23 protein-coding genes are annotated in these 25,938 nt (G+C 37.8%); 5 read left to right on the top strand and 18 right to left on the bottom strand.

Annotated features, from left to right (window positions below; all coding sequences use genetic code 11):
* Positions 1-20: 20 nt before the first annotated feature.
* The 7 genes from LDX58_RS25865 to LDX58_RS07815 all read right to left on the bottom strand — a co-directional run bounded on the left by LDX58_RS25865 (position 21) and on the right by LDX58_RS07815 (position 7,784).
* Positions 21-515 (bottom strand): AMP-binding protein, encoded by a 495-nt coding sequence (locus LDX58_RS25865; RefSeq protein WP_372459123.1) that lies wholly within the window; start codon positions 513-515, stop codon positions 21-23.
* A complete protein-coding gene (locus LDX58_RS07840) occupies positions 515-1,462 on the bottom strand; it encodes a DMT family transporter (RefSeq protein WP_227936274.1) in 948 nt (315 codons plus the stop codon). Before LDX58_RS07840 ends, LDX58_RS25865 begins: the two co-directional genes overlap by 1 nt.
* 195 nt (positions 1,463-1,657) lie before the next feature.
* The gene (locus tag LDX58_RS07835) at positions 1,658-2,857 is read right to left on the bottom strand and encodes a M24 family metallopeptidase (RefSeq protein ID WP_227936273.1); all 1,200 of its coding nucleotides are present in this window, start codon (positions 2,855-2,857) and stop codon (positions 1,658-1,660) included.
* Between the two features lie 36 nt (positions 2,858-2,893).
* A complete protein-coding gene (locus tag LDX58_RS07830; protein ID WP_227936272.1) occupies positions 2,894-4,345 on the bottom strand; it encodes an aldehyde dehydrogenase family protein in 1,452 nt (483 codons plus the stop codon).
* A 1-nt stretch (position 4,346) separates the two neighbouring features.
* Positions 4,347-5,399 (bottom strand): homoserine dehydrogenase, encoded by a 1,053-nt coding sequence (locus tag LDX58_RS07825; protein ID WP_227936271.1) that lies wholly within the window; start codon positions 5,397-5,399, stop codon positions 4,347-4,349.
* A complete protein-coding gene (locus LDX58_RS07820) occupies positions 5,389-6,576 on the bottom strand; it encodes a M20 metallopeptidase family protein (protein WP_227936270.1) in 1,188 nt (395 codons plus the stop codon). The genes LDX58_RS07825 and LDX58_RS07820 overlap by 11 nt, the downstream gene beginning before the upstream one ends.
* A 17-nt stretch (positions 6,577-6,593) precedes the next feature.
* On the bottom strand, positions 6,594-7,784 hold the full coding sequence (locus LDX58_RS07815; RefSeq protein WP_227936269.1) for a cystathionine gamma-synthase family protein: 1,191 nt from the start codon (positions 7,782-7,784) through the stop codon (positions 6,594-6,596).
* 162 nt (positions 7,785-7,946) lie between these two features.
* On the opposite strand from LDX58_RS07815, the gene LDX58_RS07810 reads away from it, so the two are divergent.
* Positions 7,947-9,629 carry a PucR family transcriptional regulator gene (locus LDX58_RS07810; RefSeq protein ID WP_227936268.1) on the top strand — a complete coding sequence of 561 codons (1,683 nt, stop codon included), beginning with the start codon at positions 7,947-7,949 and terminating at the stop codon, positions 9,627-9,629.
* Between the two features lie 114 nt (positions 9,630-9,743).
* Here the strand turns inward: LDX58_RS07810 and kapB are convergent, their stop codons facing one another.
* From kapB to LDX58_RS07765, 9 genes are all read right to left on the bottom strand, one after another.
* Positions 9,744-10,115 carry a kinase-associated lipoprotein KapB gene (gene kapB / locus LDX58_RS07805; protein WP_227936267.1) on the bottom strand — a complete coding sequence of 124 codons (372 nt, stop codon included), beginning with the start codon at positions 10,113-10,115 and terminating at the stop codon, positions 9,744-9,746.
* A 21-nt stretch (positions 10,116-10,136) separates the two neighbouring features.
* Positions 10,137-10,322 carry a hypothetical protein gene (locus LDX58_RS07800; RefSeq protein ID WP_227936266.1) on the bottom strand — a complete coding sequence of 62 codons (186 nt, stop codon included), beginning with the start codon at positions 10,320-10,322 and terminating at the stop codon, positions 10,137-10,139.
* 8 nt (positions 10,323-10,330) lie between these two features.
* Positions 10,331-10,582, bottom strand: coding sequence for a hypothetical protein (locus LDX58_RS07795; protein ID WP_227936265.1), 252 nt, complete (start codon positions 10,580-10,582; stop codon positions 10,331-10,333).
* 96 nt (positions 10,583-10,678) lie between these two features.
* On the bottom strand, positions 10,679-11,044 hold the full coding sequence (locus LDX58_RS07790; protein ID WP_227936264.1) for a hypothetical protein: 366 nt from the start codon (positions 11,042-11,044) through the stop codon (positions 10,679-10,681).
* Between the two features lie 69 nt (positions 11,045-11,113).
* The gene (locus LDX58_RS07785) at positions 11,114-11,275 is read right to left on the bottom strand and encodes a hypothetical protein (protein ID WP_227936263.1); all 162 of its coding nucleotides are present in this window, start codon (positions 11,273-11,275) and stop codon (positions 11,114-11,116) included.
* A 97-nt stretch (positions 11,276-11,372) separates the two neighbouring features.
* Positions 11,373-12,026, bottom strand: a complete 654-nt coding sequence (locus tag LDX58_RS07780) for a YpjP family protein (RefSeq protein ID WP_227936262.1) — start codon at positions 12,024-12,026, stop codon at positions 11,373-11,375.
* A 184-nt stretch (positions 12,027-12,210) separates the two neighbouring features.
* The gene (locus LDX58_RS07775; protein WP_227936261.1) at positions 12,211-13,698 is read right to left on the bottom strand and encodes a glutamate synthase subunit beta; all 1,488 of its coding nucleotides are present in this window, start codon (positions 13,696-13,698) and stop codon (positions 12,211-12,213) included.
* Positions 13,699-13,812: 114 nt separating this feature from the next.
* Entirely contained in the window at positions 13,813-18,408 is a 4,596-nt protein-coding gene (gene gltB / locus LDX58_RS07770; RefSeq protein WP_227936471.1) for a glutamate synthase large subunit, read from the bottom strand.
* A gap of 271 nt (positions 18,409-18,679) precedes the next feature.
* A complete protein-coding gene (locus LDX58_RS07765) occupies positions 18,680-19,453 on the bottom strand; it encodes an NRDE family protein (RefSeq protein WP_227936260.1) in 774 nt (257 codons plus the stop codon).
* A 222-nt stretch (positions 19,454-19,675) separates the two neighbouring features.
* On the opposite strand from LDX58_RS07765, the gene LDX58_RS07760 reads away from it, so the two are divergent.
* The 4 genes from LDX58_RS07760 to LDX58_RS07745 all read left to right on the top strand — a co-directional run bounded on the left by LDX58_RS07760 (position 19,676) and on the right by LDX58_RS07745 (position 23,843).
* Positions 19,676-20,680, top strand: coding sequence for a toxic anion resistance protein (locus LDX58_RS07760; RefSeq protein ID WP_227936259.1), 1,005 nt, complete (start codon positions 19,676-19,678; stop codon positions 20,678-20,680).
* Positions 20,681-20,717: 37 nt separating this feature from the next.
* Positions 20,718-21,620: a hypothetical protein gene (locus LDX58_RS07755; RefSeq protein WP_227936258.1), complete on the top strand. Its 903-nt coding sequence runs from the start codon at positions 20,718-20,720 to the stop codon at positions 21,618-21,620.
* A gap of 162 nt (positions 21,621-21,782) precedes the next feature.
* Positions 21,783-22,724 carry an MBL fold metallo-hydrolase gene (locus LDX58_RS07750; RefSeq protein WP_227936257.1) on the top strand — a complete coding sequence of 314 codons (942 nt, stop codon included), beginning with the start codon at positions 21,783-21,785 and terminating at the stop codon, positions 22,722-22,724.
* A 132-nt stretch (positions 22,725-22,856) separates the two neighbouring features.
* The gene (locus tag LDX58_RS07745; RefSeq protein WP_227936256.1) at positions 22,857-23,843 is read left to right on the top strand and encodes a DUF2777 family protein; all 987 of its coding nucleotides are present in this window, start codon (positions 22,857-22,859) and stop codon (positions 23,841-23,843) included.
* A gap of 107 nt (positions 23,844-23,950) precedes the next feature.
* Here LDX58_RS07745 and LDX58_RS07740 read toward each other — a convergent pair whose 3' ends face one another.
* Entirely contained in the window at positions 23,951-25,447 is a 1,497-nt protein-coding gene (locus LDX58_RS07740; RefSeq protein WP_227936255.1) for a PH domain-containing protein, read from the bottom strand.
* A complete protein-coding gene (locus LDX58_RS07735) occupies positions 25,440-25,916 on the bottom strand; it encodes a PH domain-containing protein (RefSeq protein ID WP_227936254.1) in 477 nt (158 codons plus the stop codon). Before LDX58_RS07735 ends, LDX58_RS07740 begins: the two co-directional genes overlap by 8 nt.
* Positions 25,917-25,938: the final 22 nt, after the last annotated feature.

Below are 25,938 nucleotides of genomic sequence, written 5' to 3'. Positions count from 1 at the left end.
TTTGGGAAGAAGTGTCGCAGTTAGATTGACAAACCGTCATTAGGTAAATCTTTTAAGATAGGTTCCACCAGTGGATACAACTCTGCATCAACAAACAAAACTTTAGATTCAATATGATTTAATATATATAGATAATCTTCGGATTTCAGTCGAGTATTCAGAGGTGTCATTACCTTACCTACTTGAAAGGTACCATAAAACCCCTCTAGCATTTCTACTGTATTAGGAGCCAGATAAGCTACTTTATCACCTTTTTCAATGTTGAGCGCTTTCAAACCGTTAGACAATTGATTGACTCTTTCCCCTAACTCGGCGTATGTATACGAATTTTTATCACCAATAATAGCAAGCTTATCTCCATATAAGTTAACCGCTCTGTCGAGAAAATTTGTCAGAATTAAAGGAACATGCATAACAGTCGTAACACACTTCCCTTCATTTGGAGACAAAAAAGTGATACCTGTAGCACAAGCATCACCACTTATATTTTTAGTTTCACTTAACTGACTGTTCACTACATACCTTTTTCTTGTACTGAATGGTGCTTGTTTTTTAGAAACGACCTTTCGATATAACCAGTACCAAAAAGAACACCAACTACAATAAACATAAATCCAAATGATTGATACCAATAAACTTGCTCTTTAAGGAAAATAGCTGAGAAAATTAATCCGAAGAAAGGAACAAAATTGTTAAAAATCGCCGTTTGTCCTGCTCCAATTTTCTGTATCGCTGCATTAAATAAGAAATGACCGACAGTAGTAGCAAAAATAGAAGAAATAAAGAATAGCAAATACATCATAAATGAACCAGAAGTTAGGCTTTTGAATCCTGTTGGCTCTATAATTAAACTAATGATTAAAAGCCCGACTGAGCCAAGTAACAGCATTAAGCTTGTCATTTGCTTAGAATCAAGGGATTCAGTTGCCTTTTTTATATAGATAAAACTGACCGCTTGAAAAAACATCGCAAGAAAAACATAAAACTCTCCTAGATCTATTGACCACTTTCCAGTTCCACCTTGAATTAATAATACACCAACAAAAGCAACACTTATTCCAAATAACCGCCATTTTGTTAAACAATCCTTCAAGAAAATAACAGCAAGTATGGAGGTTGTTAGTGGCAACAAAGCAAGAATTAGAACCGCATTTGACGCATTCGTTAACGTTAATCCAGTTGCTAGAAAATAATGATGCCCTACCGATCCAAAAAGCGCTGCTAAAAAGGTAAGATGCCATTCCTTTTTTGTTAGTTTTCTTATTGAACGACCAAATAAAACGATCGTTATTGCTGCTATTCCCGCGATCATTACCCGAAAAGCCGTCATCGTCACGGGAGAAAATGCTTCCACTAGAACTTTGAGTAACACAACATTTAATCCCCAAGTGATCATCACAAAAAAGACGACCCCATATGTAAAAACAAGTGATTTGTTTTTCATACCAACCGTCCACTCCATTTCTTTTCTCTTTGATTAGTATCTTATCACCGCCTTATAAAATCGTCACGAATTTTTTTCGTAACTCGAAATGAAAATGTTTTAGTAAAAGATAAGAAAAAGCTCGCATGAGTATTATTACTCCTTCGAGCTTTCCATCTTTTATCAGGTCCATTTTAATACGGTGTTCTATTGCAAAAGCCGTTTCCATTAACGCTAGGAGGTATTTTCATCTGGTAAAAGACCGAGCACTGGTTTTTCATATAAGTCACGCGAGAAATTCGTTAATAATTCAACACCACTATCTGTAATTCGAATCGTTTCTGTGATCTCAACACCGTAATCGCTGTACCAAATACCAGGCATAAGGTGAAAAGTCATGTTTGGCTGTAATATCGTGTCATCTCCTGGACGAAAGCTCACGGTGTGTTCACCCCAATCAGGCGGGAAACTTAAACCAACTGAGTACCCAAGCCTTGAGCTTTTTCGATGACCGTATTTCCCAATCGCTTTACTCCATACTCTCTCTACCTCTTCGGCTTTTACACCTGGTTGAATATAATTAAGTGTTGCTTCTATCCCTTCTTCTACAACCTTAGCTAAATCCTTTACCTCATTTGGTGCCGTACCAATTGACATCGTTCTAGCCATTGGAGCATGATAGCGCTTGTATGCGCCTGCGATTTCAATTGTTAAAAAATCTCCTTGTTCATACGTTTTATCCGTCCAGGTTAAATGAGGGGAGGATGTGTTTTCATTTGATGGCATCATCGGAACGATTGACGTGTAATCTCCTCCAAATTCAGGAGTTCCTTGAATTTGCGCATAATAGATAGAGGCAGCTACATCACATTCTCTAACACCAATTTGGACACGTTCATAGGCTGCAGTCATAGCTCTTTCGACAATTCTTCCAGCCCTTTTCATATAGTTAATTTCTTGTGTCGATTTGATTAACCGAACCCTATTAATAAGGCTAGAAGTATCTTTAAAGGTAGCGTTTGGCAATCCTCTCTTTAAACGTTCATAACATAGTGCAGTAAAATAATGAACATCCATTTCAACTCCAATTGTCCGAGCACTCTGACCAATCTCTGTTAATATATTAGCTACGAAATCAATCGGATGTCTTTCCGTTGATTGCACGTAAAAGTCAGGGTATGAGATGATATGGTGTTCATCAAGCCACGTTGTTTTCCCCACACCACTTGCATCCATTTGCCGACCAATCCATATGGGTTGTGCATCTTCTAATGTGACAACCATCATCTGATGGACATAAAAGCTCCAAGCAGAATAATTTGTTAAATAAAACATATTCGAAGGGTTAGAAATAAGGAGAACATCTACCCCTTCGTCGACCATTCGCTTCTTGACAGCCTCTAACCTTTGTGTATACTCTTCTAATGCGAACAATCACGTCACCCTCTTTCTCTCTCTACTACGATCCTCCTAAAAAAATGGAGTTTTTTTTAATTTAAACGCGACTACTTTTTGCTCAGTCATTGCCTCAATTGCATAACGAACACCTTCTCTACCTATTCCAGAACCTTTGATTCCTCCAAATGGCATAGCGTCAATCCGGACATCACTACTATCATTAATCATCACGCCACCAAATTGTAATTGATGGACAGCTTCAAATGCCTCTTCTAAATTGCTCGTAAAGATCCCTGCTTGTAAGCCGTATCCCGTTTGATTAGATCGCTGTATCGCTTCATTTAATGAATGAACTGACTCAATCATAACAACAGGCCCAAACACCTCATATTGAGAGATTGCGGCGGTTTCAGGAACTTCCGTTAAAACAGTAGGTTCTAAAAAAGCCTTTGTTCTTCTTCCTCCACACCTTAACTTCGCTCCTAATCTTATTGCTTCAGTAATCCACCGCTCCACTCTCTCTGCTTCTTTCTCGGAAATCAATGGCCCCATATCGGTTGTTTCATCTGTTTTTAACCCAACTTTTAGTTTCTTTGTTGCGGTAATAAATTGATCTAGAAAGGTCTTGTAAATTGAATTGTCAACAAAAATACGTTGAACCCCGATGCAATTTTGACCGGCTACCCCAAAAGATCCAGATACGGTCGCTGATACAGCTTCAGCTATATCGGCATCTTCTAACACAATCGTTGGTGAATTCGATCCTAATTCCATTGCTGTCTTTTTCACTCCAGCTTTTCGGGTAATTTCTTTACCGGTTGTATATCCACCAGTAAACGAAACAAACCGAACTTCCTCATGTTCAATTAAGGGATCACAAATTTTTGCACCTCGACCTGTTAATACAGATAACACTTCTTCAGGTAACCCCGCATGTAAAAAGGCTTCTGCCAAGCGAATTGCACTTAATGGCGTAGCGGTTGCGGGTTTAACGATTACAGCATTTCCCGCTGCAATTGCTGGACCAACTTTATGAGCAACGAGATTTAATGGATCATTAAAAGGAGTGATCGCCGCAACAATTCCAACTGGGAATCGATACACATATCCAACTCGATTTTCATGTCCAGGCATTTGTGAGAAAGGAATGGTTTCTCCTTCAATTCGTCTTGCTTCTTCTGCACTAATCCTTAGTGTCTCAATACATCTATTTACTTCCTTTCTCGCTTCTCTAATAGTTTTGCTGCTCTCTAACACGATTGTTCTTACATAAACGTCTTGATTCGACTCTATATAAGAAGCGGCGCCGTGAAGAATCCTCATTCTTTCATGAACCGGAAGACGTGCACTTTTTAGCAAACCTTCACGTGCTGTTTCAATAGCAAACTCTACATCTTCTACTGTCGCTTCAGGGACGGTAGCGATTAATTCACCCGTACCAGGATCATACACATCTATTGACTCATTTTTATGAACCCAACGACCACCAATTAACATTCGCTCTTGAGTAATTTGCGTCGACATGCTATCCCTCCATCCCCTTTTTATGACGGTTTATTTCGATTAAATCGATGAGCACAGCAAATCCTGTCTCCCTAATTCCCGCTCCTGCTCCGACTAATGTGATAGGTCCTGATAAATCGCATGTATACGTAATGGCATTCATCGCTCCCATCACTCCAGCCAAGGGATCATCTAAATCTAGCTGTTCAGGTTGTACTGTGGCCTCTACCCCTGTTTCTTTTTGTCTAATTGCACCTACTAGTTTCCACCTTTTCCCTAACTCTTTTGCTTTTTTGATATCAGCTTTACTTATCGTTGAAATCCCAATGCATTCGACTTCTTCTCGTTTTAATGGAACTCCTAACACTACATTTGCTAGAATCAATATCTTATATAACACATCATGCCCTTCTACGTCCGCGGTTGGGTCTGCTTCTGCATAACCTAAATCTTGCGCCTCCTTAAGGGCTTCCTCGTAGTCAAGCCCATCCTCCATACGCATGAGCATATAATTTGTCGTTCCGTTTAATATGCCTTTAATTTCCGTTATTTCATTTCCTGTTAAGGTCACTTGTGGCAATCGAAGGGCTGGAGTTCCGCTCATAACAGCTCCTTCAAATAACCATTGAACACCATTTTCCTTGGCCAGGTTTGATAATTCATTATAGGCTAATGCAACCGGTCCTTTATTGGTCATGACGACATTTCGTTTATGACCGAAAGCCCATTTACAATGATCAATAGCAGGCTGGCCTGTTTGAACATCAGTAAAGGTCATTTCTACGATTGAATCGGCATTTGTTCGCTCAATGGTCTCTTTGCTGCTCAAATCACGGATTAAACCGTCATGGTTCGGATAGGTATCTAAAGAACCTGTGTCTTGAACCGCTTTTATGACCTCATCTAAGCAAAGTCCATCAGGATGGTGTAAGGAGCCCTTATAAAGATCTGAAATGGATACCACTTTGAAATCGATGTGATGATTTTCAAACAATTTCTCTTTTTTTTCTCTTAGAATGTTGACAAAACCTTGGCCAACGCCACCAAAACCAATTAAAGCAAGTTTATGAGCCATCTGGTTCCCTCCTTCTTTTGATCATACGTAAGGCTCCTTCGACAAGGGTCCGTAAACCAAAATCCATTGCGAGTTCATCAAAATTAAAAGTTGGTTGATGAAGACTTGTTTTCGTTTCTGCTTGTGCACCAAGGAACAGCATGACTCCTGGAATCTTTCTTGTGATATGACTAAAATCTTCTCCGCCCATTCCAAATGATTCATAAAGAATGAAACAATTTGGTTCAACTTCATGTAAGACTTCTTCCATCATTTGAGTGAGTTCATCATCATTTAGGAGAGCTGGCTCTCCTTGGTGAACATGTAGATCATATGCTCCACCTAATTCAATAATCGTTTTTAAACCACGGTTGAGTTCATTTACTAGTTGCACTCTAGCTTCCTCAGAATATGTGCGCATCGTTCCTCGTAATGTTACTTCTGAGGGAATGACATTCGTTGAAGCTCCACCAGATATTTGACAAATACTTAAAACAGTAGGTTCAAGAGCTGCAAGCTTACGGCTAGGTAAGCTATATAAATAAGGGAGTATGAATGACGAGAGCCAAATGGGATCAACAGTCTGTTCAGGATAGGCTCCGTGACCACCTGTACCTGAAATCGTCAACTTAAACGTGTCAACATTAGCCATTACTGGTCCTGATTTTAATTTAACCTTTCCAAGAGGAATCTCTGGATCAAGATGAAGGGCTATAATTGCTTCAACATCAGCTAACACGCCTTTTTCCAAGACATACTGGGCACCTGTTTTTCCCTGATCATCTTCTGCTTCTTCGGCAGGTTGAAATAAACATTTCACAGTACCTTTTAACTTACCAGATTGGTAGAGATTAGATAGAGTATGCACAGCGCCTAGTAACATCGCGGAATGACCATCATGGCCACATGCATGCATAACCCCCTGTTTACATGACTGATAGGAGACACCAGTTTTTTCTGTAATCGGTAGTGCATCAATATCTGCCCGGAGACCGACAATTGGTCCGGTTCCGTTACCGACTATTGCCAGAACCCCCGTATCAACACCTATTTGATCGATACCGCTTTGTAAACGAACACCAGGCAATCCTTGTAATTGTTCAATGATATAAGTTGTTGTTTTGATTTCTTGAAAACTCAACTCAGGTTCGCGATGAAGATGTCTTCTCCATGTAATTAGTTTGTCAATACTAACCATAGATACATCCCCTTTGTCTAGACATCAATTGCAGCAAGAGCTTGCTTTAAATCCGAGATAAGATCATCGATATCTTCAATTCCAGCTGAATAGCGAACGAGTCCTTCTGGTATCCCAAGAGCAGCACGTTCCTCTTCCGTATTCTCCACATGACTCGTCGTTCTTGCAGGTCCTACGGTTGTTTCAACAGCTCCAAGGTTAGCAGCACGATGAGCAAACTCAAGCTTTGGTAAAAATTGTCGAACCGCATCAAGTTCACCTTTTAGAGCAAAGCTTAACATACCACCAAACCCGCTCATTTGCTGTTTTGCAATATCGTGGTGTTTATGTGTTTCTAGCCCTGGATAAAACACTTGCTCTATTTTTTCATGGGTTGATAAATACTTAGCGACTTTTAGTGCGTTTTCTTGTTGTTTTTCTACTCTTAATTTTAGTGTTTTCATTCCTCTTAATAACAAATAAGCAGCCATTGGATCCATTGTAGCCCCATTAATTTCACGATAATGATAAATTTCTTTCACAAGACTTTCTGAACCACACACCACTCCACCTAATGCGTCAGCGTGACCGCCAAGAAATTTGGTTGCACTATGGATGACGAGATCGACACCGAATGTTAGTGGGTTTTGATTAATAGGTGTTGCAAATGTATTATCCACGAAGACCAAAGCTCCTGCAGTTTTCGCCGCTTTAGTAATCCGAACTAAATCAGTGATTTTAACCGTTGGATTGGTAGGAGTTTCTAAATAAACGAGCTTACAGCCTTTTGCTATTTCCTTTTCCATTTCATCATGATTTCCTGTTTCAACTAACGATACATTTATTTGCAACCTAGGTAAAAATTCTGAGAATATTTTATTTGTCCCACCATAAGTATCTTTTATAGAGACAACTCGATCTCCTGGTTTTAAAACTGTTAGTAAAGAATTGGAAATGGCAGCCATCCCTGTTGAAAAACTTGTTGCAGCATCTGCGTGTTCAAGCGCCTTCACTTTATCTTCAAATGCCTGAACAGTAGGGTTTGTATTTCTCCCATAAATGTGACCTTTCCTTTTTCCAATGGCGACTTCATACCATTCATCAATATCATCGTAATTATAAGCAACACTAAGCACAACTGGTACTTGCGTTGCCCCGTGCACCAAATACTCCTTTTCACCAGCCCAAACAGATTGCGTCGCATCATTTAATTGTCTATTTGTTTTCATGGTGCCACCCCTTCCTCTATTTACTTCATCATATTCCAAAATATTAAAGAAAACATTCAACAAATTGTATGAAAGTTCAATACGATGATTCATCTATTTTTACAAATAGTCTGATAATAGATACAATACAATTAGTGCTTCATGTTTAAGGAGGTTAGCTATATGAGTATTACCATGATGGATGTTCAATCTTTAGCAATTTTTAAAGATTCTTCGATTCGAACAGGTACTCAAAAGTTGGAAACTACCTATGTAAATTGGGTTTCAGTTATTGAAACACCTGTGGAATCTTTCGTTCGTGAAAATGAACTTGTCCTAACTTCTGGTGTCGGATGCGGGCACGATCAAGAGTTATTTTATTCATTTGTTCATGATGTAATAAATTCAGGTGCATCTGCGTTAGCCATTGCATTAGGTCCCTTTGTTGACAAAATTCCTCCTCCTGTTATTAATCTAGCTTTACAAAATGATTTCATTTTAATTGAATTAGATTGGTCTGTGCGATTTTCAGATATTTTAGAGCAAGTACTTGAACAAATTCATGAAAAAAAACGACAGTATTTTGATAAAATTGAGACGATTCGAAAATCTCTGCTTCACTGTATTTTATCGGGGCAATCTCTTGACGTGGTCGCTGAACACTTTTCTTCTTCGATTGGCTGTGAAGTGTTTATAGCAGATAAACGAGGCGTAATCCGTGGAAAATGTCATGATGTTGCCGAAGACTTACAAAATAGATGGATTTTATTCATGCAAGAACAGCTAGAAGAGGATGGTATTTATCACTCGCTCGGAAATACATTTGAGTGGCTTCCATACTCAGGAGGTTACGCTCTTCAGTTAACCATTCACTCAGCTGGAAATATCCAAGGGTATATTGTCGTGGGGGGTTTTAGTGCCGAACCCTTTACAGAAGAGGAACATAAAGAATGGGTTATGTTACTTGAACATGCAACAACAGCTGTTGCTATACATTTTCTGCATGAGCAAGCAGCGAAAGAAGCAGAATGGCGTCTTCGAGATGATTTTGTCTGGGAACTAACGAGGGGGTCTATTCACTCACAAGAATCGATGCTTTCAAGATCCAAATCACTTGGATATCAAATGAATCTACCGTATATTTGCGTCGTTGCTAAACCTGACCAGCTAAGACAAAGCTTTCAATCCATAACGCACCTGACAATTACGTTTGATCACTGGCTTCACGAATGTATTCGTCACATGGAAGAAGAAGCAGAGAGTGTCGCAAAATCGATGGCACTAAAGTCAATGGTTACGTATCAGCAAGAAGAATTAATTATCTTTTTAGAAGTAAATCATCAAAATGCGAATCAACAAACTAGGACGTATATTACCAAATTAGTCAGTCGCTTTTACTATTTATATCCAACTATTACTCTAACATGGGGCATCGCGAAACAATATGGTTACTCTTGTTTCACGTCTAGCTATCAAGAAGCTAAACGAGCGCTTGAAATTGGGAGAAAAAGAAAAAGTTCTAATGCAATATCGACTTTTGCTGATACAACAGCTGACCGAATTATTGAAAATTTATTAAAAAACGATGAACTAATCGATATCGCTAGTTCTGTTCTTGATTCACTTCTACGGTACTCTGAAGAACGGCATATTAATTTATTGCACACATTTACAACGTATCATCATAATCGAGGCAATGTAAGTCAAACGGCTCGAGAACTAAATTTACATCGACAATCACTTCTTTATCGCTTAAGAAAAATAGAGACTTTAACTAATTGTTCCTTAGATGATGCAGATGATTTATTTATTTTAGACTTAAGTACTCGTTTATGGTTGAATGGAATGAAAACAAATGACGATTAGAAGTCATTACGATTTCTGATTATAGCAAAAAAAGAAGCCTCCTCCAGATTCCAACCATTGCATGGGATCGTTATGAGGGCTACTCATAACGAATCTGGCGGAAGGCCCGCTTTTCTAATTAAATCCGTATTCACTTTTACATTCATTAAGCTTTTCTAGAGATGCTTTTGCCCATTCCGTTTCATCTTGTTGTAGAACTTTTTGCTGTTCATCAATTGCTTGAAGAAGAGAACTCTTATATTCAGGTACTTCTCCTTCATACGGTTTCAACGAAGAAAGAGAGACCCATGTTTTCTCAAAATGTGCTAATGCCTTACGTTGATGAAAAAGAGGCACATCAATCATCTTAGGATGATGAAGATCTCCTTGAATAGGATGCTTTAAAACAGCTAATACTTTGACCAGAGCACGTTGCATGTTTTCTTGTCGTTCCATTAATTCAGCTATATATACACCTGTTTTATAAAAGGCACGAACATATTTCATTTTAACTAACCCCTTTTATCCTTAGATTATTCCAAAAGAAAACATTACGACTAAATATATTATGATCATGATAAGTCCTATTGTAAAACTCCAAATCGCTCGCTTTCTCTTTTGATGGAGAAAACTCCAAATGCCAATTCCCCCAAACAGACCAGTTAAGATAAAAAATAGAAAAACAGTAATAATCAATTGAATTTCTTGTGGCATATGGCCTCCTATAAACCTGGTACTAGCCAAGTGAAAAGTTTCCACATTAATTCCGAAGTTGGAACGAGGTATTGTTGAGAAAACACTCCTAGTCTAGTCGTTTCTGAAAAACTGTCAATAACAATAAAACTAAATGTAATTAAAATCGAAATAATAGTGATCGCTAAAATAATGGCAAGCAACGCTGCATACCCTACCAAGATTCGAACTGTCCATTTTAACCATTCCGGGCGCCCTCTTTCTTGCGCGTGTGAGTTCAACCGAATCCCTCCCCAGCAAAAGCAAACTAATATATCTTTATCCTATCAGAATTATGTCAAAAAACAGAGGGAGTTATTGAAAAAATAATGAATTTATTATTCTATCTTTAATTTCTCAAGTATCGCGTCTATTGGTATACCATTAACAGAAGAAACATCACTGAAATCATAATCCCTTAAATCAATAAATTGTTTGGTCACTTGACTACTAATCTGTTCTTCAATAACTTCACTAATAGAGTTGGAATTATTCTCATTATCAGTCCCTACTAATTGTTCTTTCTCATCGAGTCTCTTTACAGAATCAGGAAAATCAAAAGTTCGTTCATTATTTGCTTCACTACTAGAATTAAAATCAAATGAGAAGGGCTCTTTTTGATTATTAAACTGAAAAAGTACTAAAACCCATACACCAACAAACATTATAACAGCCAAACTGATTACTAATAATTGTTTGAACATTTCCTCACTCCATTTTTCAAATAAACATTTTTCTAGGTCGATTTTACCATGAATAGAAAAGCTTGTCTGCTACAAAATTTCTAACTCGTCACTAAGAAAAACCACAGCGCGGTCTTTCAGCAATGAACGAACCCGCTGTTTTCTTTTAAATCGAACAACAAGTGGTTTCTTATCGTTCGACGCGCAGCAGTGAAGCCCTTGCTCTTCTACGAGTGAGATTTCATACTTCATTCATTACTCATCCTTTATTCACACTTTTTATATCAATAAAACGGAGTAGCCGTCTTTTTTTAATTTTTTATAAATTTTCAAAAAAACCACGTATACTTTATACGCGGTCCATGTTATTCCATCTAGGAGGCATATCTTTCCCCCAAGGAATATTTCCAATTGTATGATGTTTCTCATGCTGATCTAAATACGTGTGATAATGAAAATTAAAGGTATATCCTTGTTTTGGAGGTTGGTCTCTTCTAACATGAAAACGAAAGATATCCTCACCTGTGTCTTCATTATAAATATGAAAGATTTTCTCACCCAATCCAGCCGAAGGTGTGCTTGACATTTTAATTTTTTCCCAATCGGTATCAGATAAAGTCTTTGCAGTTTCACGAAGAACTGAATCTAAACCTGGTACAATCATTTCTGCAAAAGGCTTACTAATTTTTTCTGTTATCACTTTACCAAACTTCATCATACTCTGTTCAACAGCTTGTTTAATTATAAAGTTAGTGAGTAGATCGGCAGATGCTACATTTCGATGGATATATCGTTCTGTTTTTGAGGGTAAAACCTCATCAAATAAATCATAACTATGTTCGTTAACTTGATATATTAATGATTTCTCGCTATTAGTTTCACCAGTGGTTTTCTGTGGAGCTTCAGCTTGGACCTCACGAACAAAATCAGTTGTAGGCACAAACAATGTCAGAAGCGCCGATGAGATAACGAGTCCACGCTTCATTAGTTGAAACACATTCATACGCCCTTCCATAGTTTCATTTTCAACAAGAGAGTAGTCAATACACTTTTATAATAAAGCCTGCTATGAGAGTTTTCTCACAGCAGGCTTAGCAACTGTTCGTAATGTATACGCTCTATTAATACTATTCTCTCATGAAATCTATGAAAGCACCATTACAAATCGATTAAAAGATTGTGAAATACTATGGTAAATTAGAACTTCCCATTAAATAACGATCGCACTCTCTAGCAGCTTCACGTCCTTCATGAATAGCCCAAACAACAAGGCTTTGTCCACGTCGATTGTCACCAGCAGCAAATACACCCGGTACACTTGTCATATACTCTCCATATTCTGCCTCAATCGTTGAACGAGAAGTCGTTTCAATCGAAAGCTCTTCAATAATACGTTCTTCTGGACCTGTAAAACCTACCGCTAGTAGAACAAGATCTGCAGGCCAAACCTTCTCTGTTCCAGGAATTGGTGTGCGAACCTTTCGGCCATTTGCATCAACTGTCGTTTCTACACCAATAGTATGAAGCTCTTTCACATGACCGTTTTCATCACCAACAAATTTTGTTGTACTAACTTGGTAACTACGAGGGTCACTCCCGTAAACAGCTTTAGCTTCTTTCTGCCCATCTTCAACTGTATGCACAATTGGAAACAATGGCCAAGGATTTTTGTCATTACGCTCATCTGGTTTTTGACGGTTAATATCAAACTGAGTAATAGACTTTGCCCCATGTCGAACAGATGTTGTAATACAGTCTACTCCCGTGTCTCCTCCACCGATTACAACGACATTTTTACCTTTTGCTGAGATGTACTTGCCATCCTGATGGTTAGAGTTTAATAGACTCTTTGTATTTTCAGTTAAAAAATCCATTGCGAAATGAATTCCTTTGAATTCTCGGCCTTCAACCTCGACATCACGAGGCTTTGTTGCACCTGTACATAAAAGGACAGAATCAAATTCATTTTTTAACTGAGCAGCTGAAACATCTTTTCCAATTTCTACATTGGTCTTAAACATGATGCCTTCTTCTTCAAGAATTTTAACACGTCTTTCAACCGTTTCATTTGCAAGTTTCACATCAGGGATTCCATAAGTAAGAAGTCCTCCAATACGATCTTCTCTTTCATAAACCGTTACCAAATGACCAGCCTTATTAAGCTGAGCTGCTGCTGCTAGTCCAGCTGGACCAGAACCAACCACTGCAACTTTTTTACCTGATCTTCTCATAGGTGGCTGCGGCACGATCCAACCTTCTTGAAATCCTCGTTCTACAATATGATATTCGAGGTTTTTAATTGTTACTGCATCATCACTGATCGCAACCGTACATGAACCCTCACAAGGAGCAGGACAAACTCTACCTGTAAACTCAGGGAAGTTATTTGTCTTATGAAGACGATCTAGTGCTTCTTTCCATTTCCCACGGTAAACTAAATCATTCCATTCAGGAATTAAATTGTAGACCGGACAGCCAATTTCTCCAGACCCGTCCATTGTTGTCCCAGTTTGACAGAAAGGTACCCCACAATCCATACAGCGAGCCCCTTGTTCACGTAAAATGGGTTCAGGCATTAAAATTTGAAATTCCTTCCAACTTTTAGTTCGTTCGAAAGGATCTCTTTTTGTAGGATTCTCTCTTTTATATTCCATAAATCCAGTCGGCTTCCCCATCGCATTCACTCCAATCATCTTAATCTCTGACACTGAGAAGGAATATTAACTCATGGAAACGACCCTCTCCTAAGCTAAATCAAGCTTAAGAAAGGAATCGCTTATTGAGTTCTTTTATTTTCCGCTCACACGCGTCTTATCACTTTTGTTTTCATCAAAAGCAACCATTACCGCATCAACGTCAGTAAGTCCTTCTTGTTTCACTCGATCAATTGCTTCAAGCATTCTCTTATAATCTTTTGGAATTACTTTAACAAACTTCGTTAAATACTCATTCCAATTTGCAAGAACCTCTGCAGCACGAGTACTCTTCGTATAAGAAGAATGGTTTTCAAGTAATTTACGTAATTGATCGATATCTTTCATTTCAACTACAGGCTCAAGATGAACCATTTCTTGATTACACTTTTTATCGAAACTTCCATCCTGATCAAGAACAAATGCAACACCGCCAGACATACCAGCAGCAAAGTTTTTCCCAACAGTTCCTAGGTTAACTACCACTCCACCAGTCATATATTCAAGGCCATGGTCACCCACACCTTCAACTACAACATGGACTCCAGAGTTACGTACAGCAAAACGCTCTCCAGCAATACCATTGATATAGGCTTCACCGCTAGTTGCCCCGTAAAAAGAAGTGTTTCCAATTAAAATATTATCTTCAGCTTTAAAAGTAGAAGCTACTGGAGGGTAAACAATGATTTTACCGCCAGATAAACCTTTGGCCGTGTAATCATTGGCATCACCTTCTAAACGCAAGGTCATACCTTTTGGAACGAACGCACCAAAACTTTGACCTGCAGATCCTTTAAAATCAAGCGTAATCGTATCTTCAGGTAAGCCCTCTGCTCCGTAACGCTTGCTAATATGACTACCTACAATCGTTCCGACAACTCGGTCAACGTTTTTAATAGGGAATTCGGCATGAACCTTCTCACCACGTTCAAGAGCCGGCTGACTTACAGCAAGTAACTCTCTCATATCTAACGAGGCCTCTAGTTGATGATCTTGGTTCTTTGTGCAGTAATTTCTTTCGTGATTATCAGGTTTTGGTTGATAAAGTAAGTTTGACAAGTCTAGATGCTGAGCCTTCCAGTTATCAACATTTTTATTCATTTCAAGTAAATCCGTACGACCAATTAAATCGTCAATTTTACGGAAACCAAGCTCAGCCATTAACTCACGAATCTCTTCGGCTACAAAGCGCATAAAGTTTTCAACATGCTCAGCTTGCCCCATATACTTCTTGCGTAGTTCTGGATTCTGAGTTGCAATTCCAACCGGACACGTATCAAGATGACAGACACGCATAATAATACAGCCTAATACAACAAGTGGTGCAGTTGAAAATGCAAATTCCTCTGCGCCAAGTAAAGCTGCTGTTAGAACATCGCGACCAGTCATAAGTTTCCCATCCGTTTCTAATGTAACACGGTCACGAAGATTATTAAGAAGTAATGTTTGATGCGTTTCTGCAAGCCCAATTTCCCAAGGGAGACCCGTATGTTTAATACTTGTTCTTGCAGCAGCGCCTGTACCACCGTCATAACCACTAATGATGATTCCGTCAGCACGTCCTTTTGCAACACCTGCAGCAATCGTTCCAACACCTGTCCCAGCAACTAATTTCACACTAACTTTTGCAGTGGGATTGGCATTTTTTAAGTCATGAATTAATTCAGCTAAATCCTCAATTGAATAAATATCATGATGAGGAGGTGGAGAAATTAAACCTACACCCGGTGTAGAACCTCGTACTTCTGCTACCCAAGGGTAAACCTTATTACCAGGTAATTGACCACCTTCACCTGGTTTTGCTCCTTGAGCAACCTTAATTTGAATTTCATCAGCATTGACGAGATAGTGACTAGTTACTCCAAATCTACCAGAAGCAACTTGTTTAATAGCACTACGACGTAAATCACCATTTTCATCTGCATTAAAACGGTTAGGGTTTTCTCCACCTTCACCGGTATTACTCTTACCACCAAGACGATTCATTGCGATTGCCAATGTTTCATGAGCTTCTTGTGAAATTGAACCAAATGACATCGCCCCCGTACGGAAACGTTTGAAAATTTCCTCCGCCGGTTCTACCTCATCAATTGAAATAGGTGTACGACCTTCTTTAAAAGCAAGCAAGCCACGCAATGTTGTTTGTTCTTTTGTTTGCTCATTGATTGCATTTGAATATTTCTTAAACAAATCAAAATTATTCGTCCGACATGCATTTTGAAGCATATGAATCGTATGAGGGTTGTATTGATGCGGATCCCCATTACGACGCCATTGTAAATCATCACCTGGGTCTAACGCCTTATCAACGCCTTCTTGACCTGAGTAAGCACGACTGTGACGTGTACGAACTTCTTTTTCAATGATTTCTAAATTCACTCCACCAATTCGAGTTGTCGTCCATGTAAAATATTTGTCTACTACGGACTCGTGAATTCCGACAGCTTCAAAAATTTGTGCTCCACGATAACTTTGAATGGTTGAGATCCCCATTTTAGACAAAACTTTCATAATTCCTTTTGAAGCAGCTTTTACGTATTTGTTAACGGCTTCTACATAAGAAATATCTTCAAGTAATCCATCTTGGATTAATCCGTCTATCGAATCAAACACAAGATATGGGTTTACTGCTTCTGCTCCGAATCCAAGCAAGCAAGCGAAATGATGAACTTCTCTCGGCTCACCCGACTCAACTAAAAGACTAACCTGTGTTCTCGTGCCTTGACGAATCAGATGATGATGTAAGCCAGATACGGCAAGTAACGCTGGAATCGCAGCTTGCGTTGCACTCATCCCACGGTCGCTTAAAATGATTAGAGTGTGACCAGCTTTAATCGCTGCATCAGCGCGAGCAAACAAGGAATTTAGAGCATCTTCTAGTTGATTCTCTTCTTTAGAGACATCAAACGTAATTGGTAAAGTAATAGATTTAAAGCCTTCCATTTTGTTATGGCGAAGCTTCCCTAACTCTTCATTATCCAAAATTGGATATGGTAGATGAATATGGCGACAGCTTAGTGGCTCTGGGTTTAATAAGTTACGCTCAGCTCCGATAGTTGTTCCCATCGCTGTAACGACTTCTTCACGAATCGCATCAATTGGCGGATTCGTAACTTGAGCAAATAATTGCTTAAAATAGTTATATAAAAGCTGAGGACGTTTAGACAGAACTGCAAGCGGTGAATCATACCCCATCGAACCAACTGGGTCGACACCTGCTTTAACCATTGGTTGAATAACTTTAGACAACTCTTCATATGTGTAACCAAAAGCAAGTTGGCGAGTTTCTAAATTTTTAAAATCGGTATTTTCAACGTGAGCTGTTTCAAGAACATCTTCAAGTTGAATTAGGTGCTCTTTTACCCAATCTTCATATGGGTGCTCACTTGCTATTTGGTGCTTGATTTCTTCATCAGGAATAATACGACCTTCTTCTGTATCAACTAACAACATATGCCCTGGATGAAGACGTTCTTTATATAGGATGTTTTCAGGATCTATGTCAAGGACCCCAACTTCAGATGACATGATGATATAGTCATCTTTTGTTACATAGTAACGAGACGGACGTAGTCCGTTTCGGTCTAAGCATGCTCCAATTTGTTTACCATCTGTAAATACAATTGCTGTCGGACCATCCCACGGTTCCATCAGTGTGCTATGGAATTCATAAAAGGCCTTCTTTTCAGCTGACATCTGTTCATCATTCTGCCAAGGTTCAGGAATCATCATCATTGCTGAGTGAGCCATCGATCGACCAGAAAGAGATAAGAATTCAATGGTATTATCAAACATAGATGAGTCCGATCCATCTTTATCAACTACTGGGTGAATCTTATCTAAGTCACTTCCGAATGCATCTGATTTGAACATTGCTTCACGAGCATGCATCCAGTTTACATTCCCTTTTACTGTGTTGATCTCACCATTATGAATCATATAACGATTTGGATGTGCTCTTTCCCAGCTAGGAAACGTATTAGTACTGAATCTTGAGTGAACAAGCGCAATGGCTGTCTCAAAATCAGGATCTGGAATATCTAAAAAGAACTGATCAACTTGCTCTGTTGTTAACATTCCTTTATAGACAATGGTACGACTAGATAAACTAGCAAAATAGAATGATTCATCTTCTGGAACAAAAGAAATTAATTCTTGTTCCGCCCGTTTACGAATCACATACAGTTTACGTTCAAAATCTAATTCAGTTTTCAAGGTTGGGTTACGTTTAATAAATAATTGACGAATATATGGCATAGCTGCTTTTGCCGCATTACCAAGCATTGAATCATCAACAGGAACTGTACGCCAGCCTAGAAGCTCCATATCTTCTTTTTCTACAATGGCTTCTAAACCTTTCTCACAACTTTCCCTTGCTTCTTCATCCTGTGGCAAAAACAGCATCCCTACTCCATACTCGCCTGTTTCAGGAAGAGTTACACCATCTGCTAAACAGACCTTTTCAAAAAAACGATGAGGTATTTGTAATAAGATTCCTGCACCGTCTCCAGTGTTAATTTCATCGCCTTGTCCGCCACGATGTTCCAAGTTTCGCAAAATATGAAGGGCATCTTGAACTATTTGATGAGATTTATTCCCTTTCATATGGGCTAAAAAGCCGATACCGCAATTATCATGCTCAAATTGTGGATCATATAGGCCTTGTTTCTTCGGTAATTGTGAGTACCGCATTGGCATCAACCCTCTCTCCAAAAAAGTAAAAATCAATCAACTCTCCCCTAAACTCATGAGCTAATATACAAGATCATATCATTTTTCTGACATTTCGGCAAATTAAAATTTACTGAAATAAGTTATGAAAGCGCTTCCCGCCGTGTGTTTTTAATGAATTTTCTTTAGTTGAACGAATCAATTTCATCGTTTCGATTGCATATTACCATAAATAGAATGTATAAAAATCCAAAATTAGTTTTATTAATTTATTTTTGTATAAAAATATTTTTTAACTAATCCATCCTTTTTCGATTATTCCTAGTTTTAATCCATCAGCGTCATATCCTTGCTCAAACAACCTTATTTGTCGATTATGACCAATTAAAATAATTGTCGAAGCGCGCGTACCATACGTTCTTCCTTTTATAAAAATCGGTGAAAGTTCTCGTTCTCTTTTAATTCCTATACCTGTATCGGGAAGTTCACTATCATGAAACAACTCATCATCTTTTAACATATTCATACATGCAGCAGTTAATTGTTGTTCATGTTCCACGTTCCGACAAATTTCTTTAAATTTTTCTTTGACTCGAACAGTTTTTGGCCAGTCTGTTTGCAAATCAGCGTTACTGACTACATGAATTCCCTGCTTTAGTTTTGTCTTAACGGATCGATTTGACATGTAATACCAGTTATCTTCTTGACCAAATATTAAATTATAGCCTTGGTATTCTACATCACTTTCCTCAAGTTGTCTCATATAGTTATCTACACTTACAGGTGCAGTGAGAAAATCAGAAACAAGTTTCCCACGTGAATTCTCTGCTTTTCCCATCGTTGCCTGACGAACTTCTCGAACATTCGTAACAGCAGCCATTTTACCGTTACGGTTTACCCCCATCCAAGTACCACCTTTTAATAAATCTTTTCCCGCCAAGACGTTCTGGTCTTCTTCCCAGTAATGAGGACGTTTAGTTAATCTACTAAAAACTTCATCTCTGTTTCCACATACAATCATCCTGTAAGTTGGGTGCACATTAAATGCCATAGCAAGTAAACACATTTTCTAACCACCTCTTAAATATATAAGTAAATTATAAAACAAACATCTACATTAATCTAATGATAACGTCACCAATTCTATTTAACGAATCATTCACCTCTTCTTCCTTATATAGTTTGATATGATTGTATTCAAGATGAAAATCAATCATAATATTACTTGAATTGAAACGAGTAGAAAATTTTTGCGTATACAAGGATAGTCAGCAGAGGGAGGCGTAGAATGAGCAATCAATCAAAAAATACCAACAGTTTATTAAATCAATATAAAGAAGATAAGGATATAACCAAACTTCTTTCTTCATTAGATACGTTAGGTGAAAGTGAACAACGTGAAGCTGGTGAATCTCTTGAAGCATTGAAAAGACCTGTGAAAGAAATGATGCAAGACCAATCTAATCACTTACCGACACAACTCCACCAATTAAAAGAAACTGTTAGTCAATTAGAACCTAATTATCTTAAAGCAAGTCAAACAAAAAAATTGATCAATAAACTTCTTCGCAGAAATCCAATCGAGCAATATGCTAAAAAATATCAAACAGTAGAAGCACAAGTAGATTCCATTGTCGAGGGCCTACTAAGCGGCAAAGATAAATTACAAGAAGATTCATTGATGCTACACCAATTAAAAGACACTGCAAGAAAAAGAATTAGTAATTTAAACGAACAAATTGAACTTGGACAGCAACTAAACCGTATGCTTGAAGATGAAATGACAAAGGAACAATGGGCAGATAATCCGAATGAGTTAAGAAAAGGACAGTTAAAAGTTACTTCTCGTCTAAAAAACATGTCCCAAGCGGTTATGGTTTTGCAGCAATCTTTAGCATCTGTTGATTTAATTGTTGAGAATAATGACAAGCTAGAGGAAGCCATTTTTAATGCGATAACCATGACTAAAAATGTCATTACAGTATCGGCTTCAATTCAATTAGCCTTATCAAACCAACAAAAAGTAATTAAAGCAGTTAAAAATGTTAATGAAGCAACAGAATCAATGCTATTATCAAATTCAGAGTTGTTAAAACAAAACACCGAGGAAACTCTTAAAACACTAGAAGAACCTGCAATTGCGATTGAATCCTTCCGAAAAGCTTATAATAATGTATTTGAAGCGATAGAATTAACAGAGAAGTCTAATGAGAAAATCGTTCAATCAGGTCAGGATTTTATCAAAGAATTAGATTCACTAAATAAAGAGATGCAGACTAAATTACTTAATTAACAATCTTTATATTTTACAGTGAGAGGAGGATTTGGGTATGGAATTGATCGACAAAGTAAAGTTCTTTTTTACCCCAAACCATAAAAAGCCTATTGATGAACATTTAATAAGAGATAAATCAACTAGAAGCCTAGTCGAAGATACGGAAAAGCTTTTAGTACGATTGGCTCAGAATGCCCCCTCTTACAACAAAAAACGAACTGTGCGCCGAAAGCAGAAAGAATGGTTGATAAAAGTGAAAATTACACACACCTTTATTTCTGTTGTTATGATCGATCAAAAAAATTCGACTTCTCCAATAAAAAAGCGATTTGTAATTAGATGCTATCGGAAATACATGAAGGCGAAAAATGGCGTTGGACTTTGTAAAGAAGCCCATATTCACTATATAAAAGATGGACGAGCTCATATTCGCTCTGTTCGCGAGTCACCCATCTTTCATACTCTTTTTTACCGTATTCATCAATTAGATCTTGCATATTCCAATGAATCCGTTACAATGGGCCAACCCTCAAAAGAACTATTAACGAACGAACAAACACTTTTGCAAGAAACATCATCCAAAGATCTGATGCTATTACTTGAACAATCAAAAAGATATGTGCAAACGGTGAAACAATTCTCGCTTGATCCAGTAATTGAAAGTCGGCTTCAAAGACTTCTTCAGCAAGCTGAAAAATTAAAGGACGATTTCTTACTACTTGATTTTGAAGAGAGACATACCGTTAGACGAATGTTTAAGGACGATATTCCATCTTTAATCCATACTTTTTTGTCTTTATCGTTAAAACATCAATTAGAACAAAAAGAAAATCTCTACATTGCTTTATCAAAAATGGAACTTAAGCTCATCGACTACGTCTATCGTTTGGAAGAATTAAGAGTCGATCGGATGAATCACCTTCTTAGATTACAATCATTACGGTACGATAAAAATTGAACTGCCTTTCACACTCCTTGAGTATGGAGTATAGGGCCTTCTTGCATTTAATAGGTAAAAAGGCAGGACTCGTTACACTTTTTCTAAAATTTCCCTTGTCACTTACTCCCCATACACTTACACTTATTGTAAGTGTTTTCATTTTGTAAGGAGGTTAGCTGTATGTCCAATATCTCATCGATCTCACCAAGAATCTCTTTAATCGATGGTTTTGATTTAGGTCTTGAAGAAAGAACAGGTACATATGTCATACAAGAGGAAAAGACTACTTTAGTTGAAAGTGGCCCAAGCCCTTCAATCCCCCACGTCCTTAAGGGATTAGAAACATTAAGAATTCTTCCTGAACAAGTAGATTATTTAATCGTCACTCATATCCATCTTGATCATGCTGGTGGGGCAGGTCTTCTGCTTGAGAAATGTCCAAATGCTAAACTAGTCGTTCATCCTAAAGGGGCTCGTCATTTAACAAATCCTTCTCGCTTAATTGCAGGAGCTCAAGCAGTTTATCAGGATAAATTTGATGTTTTATTCCAACCAATCGTACCAGTTGAAGAAAATCGTTTGCTTATAAAAAGTGATTTAGAAACCCTTGTCCTTGGACAAAATTGCGAATTAACTTTTTATGATACACCAGGTCATGCTGCACACCATTTTAGTATTTTAGATCCAGTTTCAAATGGAGTATTTACAGGAGATACGCTTGGTGTCCATTACGAATCATTAGCTAAAGATGGAATTCATTTTGTCCTTCCCTCAACATCTCCTAACCAATTTAATCCTGAAGATATGACTGCTTCACTTGAGAAAATTAAATCTCTTGACGTCGATATGATTTATTTTGGTCATTACAGCGTTTCCCACCAACCAGAAAAGGTCTATGAACAAATTCAATACTGGTTAGAACGATATGTAATTGCCGGACTTGAAAATTATAAAAGAAATGGTTCAGTGGATCAACTAAATGACTTGCTTTTCACTTCCATCCAACAGGAACTAGACAGACTCGGCGTTTCTAGAAACCATCCGGTTTACGAGCATATTACATTAGACTTGCAAATTTGTTCAATGGGAATCATTGACTACTTAAAAAAGAAGAAAAGTTAAATGTTTTTTCTGAATTAATGATAATTGCGAGCAATGACTTGCTTTAAGAAAATAGAGACGACTATAATAAAGTGGAATAGTATGGATTAAATGCGTTTTGCATCAAGACCGTTGTAGAATTGAGGGGTTTTTATGGACCGAAAAAAGGCACAAACATTAATAGGGAAATTTATAAAAGTAGATGATGGAATAGCAGGCAGTTATACTGCTATCTTAAAAGAGATTCATACCGAGCCACGTAAACCTTGGAGAGGAGTCGTTGAAATTAAAGCCGTTTTGAAACTCCCTGTTTTTAAGCATAACAACAATCAAGTACCACGTCTTCCTTACCAAGAAGATCAAATACTAGAGTTCGATGGCGCTAAATTATCAGCTGATCTCGAGCAAGCAATACCAGAACCATACGAAAAGAGTTTAGTAAAGTCAGCCAAAATCTTCATGAAAGACTTGCAAGCAGAACAAGGATTAATAGAAGAAAAAGAAAAGATGTTCCTCACGTATTTAGGAGATTTAGGCCTTGATTTAAATCTTATCGATGATCAACAAATAGAAGACGAGAAAACTGATTTCATTGAATATACATTTCATCATGATGGAGATCGTTACATCTTAGTCGACGAGCAGGATGAACGACTTGACTTACAAGATTGCCCATTTAAAATTTCGTGGAAAAATAAAGATCAAATCGTTACCGGAGTTTACGAGACTAATGGTTCCTTTCTCTCTGATAACGGTGTCAGGTACACTCCAAAAGAAGGTGCCGTGTTTATCATAGCAAAGGAACAGTTTGACCCATACGTTATTCTTCTTAATGAACTTGAACCTGCAGCATTGTCTTCTCTAGAAAAGAACTTAGCACACCATCATCTGAAGCATGAAGATCTAGTAGAATGTCATAATTCACTTTTATCTCAACTGTTGGATGCGGTTGGCCAAAAGACCTTCACTGGTGTAAATTTCTTAACATACAGTGGAACTAAAGGATTATTCCTAGTTCAACACCACTATGAACGTGAATTACACAAATATAAAAATGATAAAGTTTATGACCGGTTTGAATTTACATCGGAACAAGGTACACGCTCTATTGTCACTTATACGAATGAATATTCGATCTAAAGATCATAGAATAAAATAGTAATCTATATCCTGTTTTTTCAAACAGTATTCGTTATGACAAGTTTATTCGGTTAGCATCGTTTTTCACTCGGCAAAAAAGCTGATCGTTACTCTCTGCACTCAGAGTACCGATCAGCTTTTTTATTTCTTTCTTTATTTTTACTACTCGAAAACCACTTTAGCAAAGATTTGGCATGATCTTTGTCAAGCTCTAAAACCATAAATGACTTTCCGACTACACTTGAAAGGATCGAAAAACGAAAACTAGTTAAAGCTCTTCGTTTCTGAAAGAAAGAAGTTTTTATTTCAACTGCTTGAATCTTTTTTCGTTCTGAAATAACCATGATTTGACTGACTTTACGGTAACGTAACCAAACCCGTGAATGATCAAAGCCAGCTCCCGAATCACAGTATTTCAAATAACCGAAAATTAAACAAATAGCTACAACGAAAAATCCATAATAGCCAAGTGGATTAACCAACCAACCTATTAAGACAGTCGCTACTAGCGGGATAATGGTGTTGCGAATTAAAAAACGAATTAATGCTCTCTTAGGAACCGATTGTATTGGATATTCCAATGCGTAATTCGGTAAAATTTGCTCGAAAATAACCTTGATATCTTTCATTCGTGTAAGTGGAATTAAAACAGTAGATAGTTGTTCGTCATTTGTACCACCACCTGCGCTCTCTACATATATCGTTGCAAAACCAAACGGTTGTCTAAATACATTACGAACCACTCGAATCGCTGTTACTCGGTGAGTATGGATGGTTAATTGTCGCTGTTCCATTAATCCTCTTGAAATCACAAGCTCTTCCCCTTGCTTTTCTATTTTAAAACCTCCATATTTTAATAACGTTCCAAGAAAAGATATGCACCAGGATAAGAATATAACAATGGCAATTAAGCTTAAAAAAAGGGCCATTCCAGACTCGGCAAAAATGCCAAAAAGTTGCTCATAGATTGATTCAGGTAAGAATTGCTCAACTTGACTAAATAATGCAGCGACAGCAGATATAGTTAACCCAATCCCACTTGACGTTAATGCCGCTATAAGCAGATGTCCTTTTGACAAAAACCAAGAATAGTTGACTTTTTCATCAATTCGTTCAATTGCTACTCCTTTTTCTAAATCGAATGCAGAGTGAATAAACTCATTCTTTCTAAGTAACTGTGCGCGTATATTTTCTGCCTCTTCTCTACTTATAGCACTAAAATTAACCTCTGGTTCAGCTCCGCCACCCGCTGTTTCCACTTTCAGTTTCACCAGACCGAACAACCGCTGAAACAATCCTGCGCTAATATCAATGCTTTGAACTTTTTGTTGTTGAATGTATCGTTTCTTTTTAACAAAAATCCCTCTCTGTATGTATAATTCTCCAGCAACGATCCGATATTTAAACGTGAGCCAATGACCAATACCTTGAAAGAATATAAAGAGAAGAATCCCAATCCATATGTATTCAAAACGAAAGAAACCGACCTGGTCATTTGAACTACCAAGAAAAAAACTTAGGATAAATGGAAGCAAAAAACTTCGAAGAGCTGTTAAAAATAAAACAAAAATAGCCGCAATATGCAGTCTTTTTAAATTATTCATCTTCAGCCACCGCTGCTAATTTAGCAATACGATCACGTAATTCATCTGCAACTTCAATTGTTAAAGAAGGAATTCGATGTACGGTTGCAGCTGTAGATATGGAAACAGCAGCTAACTGATATCTTTTAGATAACGGTCCTTGTTCCGTATCGACATGCTGAACTCTTGCCATCGGTATGAGAGTACGTTTTACAATAAAGACGCCGCGTTGAAGGTCAATTTTATCAGCGAGCACATCATACCGCCAACGTTTCCAGCGCAGTGGCGGTATGATTAAAGTTGTTAAAATTAAATATAAGAGATAACCAATAATGAGTATCCATAAGATCCATAACGGGAAATCAAAAAAATATATTAGGGCACCATATCCGCTTGGGACGAACGCCACAAATAAACTCTCGAAAAAAGCTTGTAGTCTCCATAATGATAATGCTTTTTTTGATAAAAATTGAGTTGGTTCAAGGCGCAACTAAATGCCCCCCTCTTCTATA

The organism is Alkalihalobacillus deserti (genome assembly GCF_020734105.1).
GTDB classification, from domain to species: Bacteria; Bacillota; Bacilli; order Bacillales; family Bacillaceae_D; genus Halalkalibacter; species Halalkalibacter deserti.
Note: the sequence above shows the minus strand (reverse complement) of the source record. Positions and strands in the feature narration are given on the sequence as shown.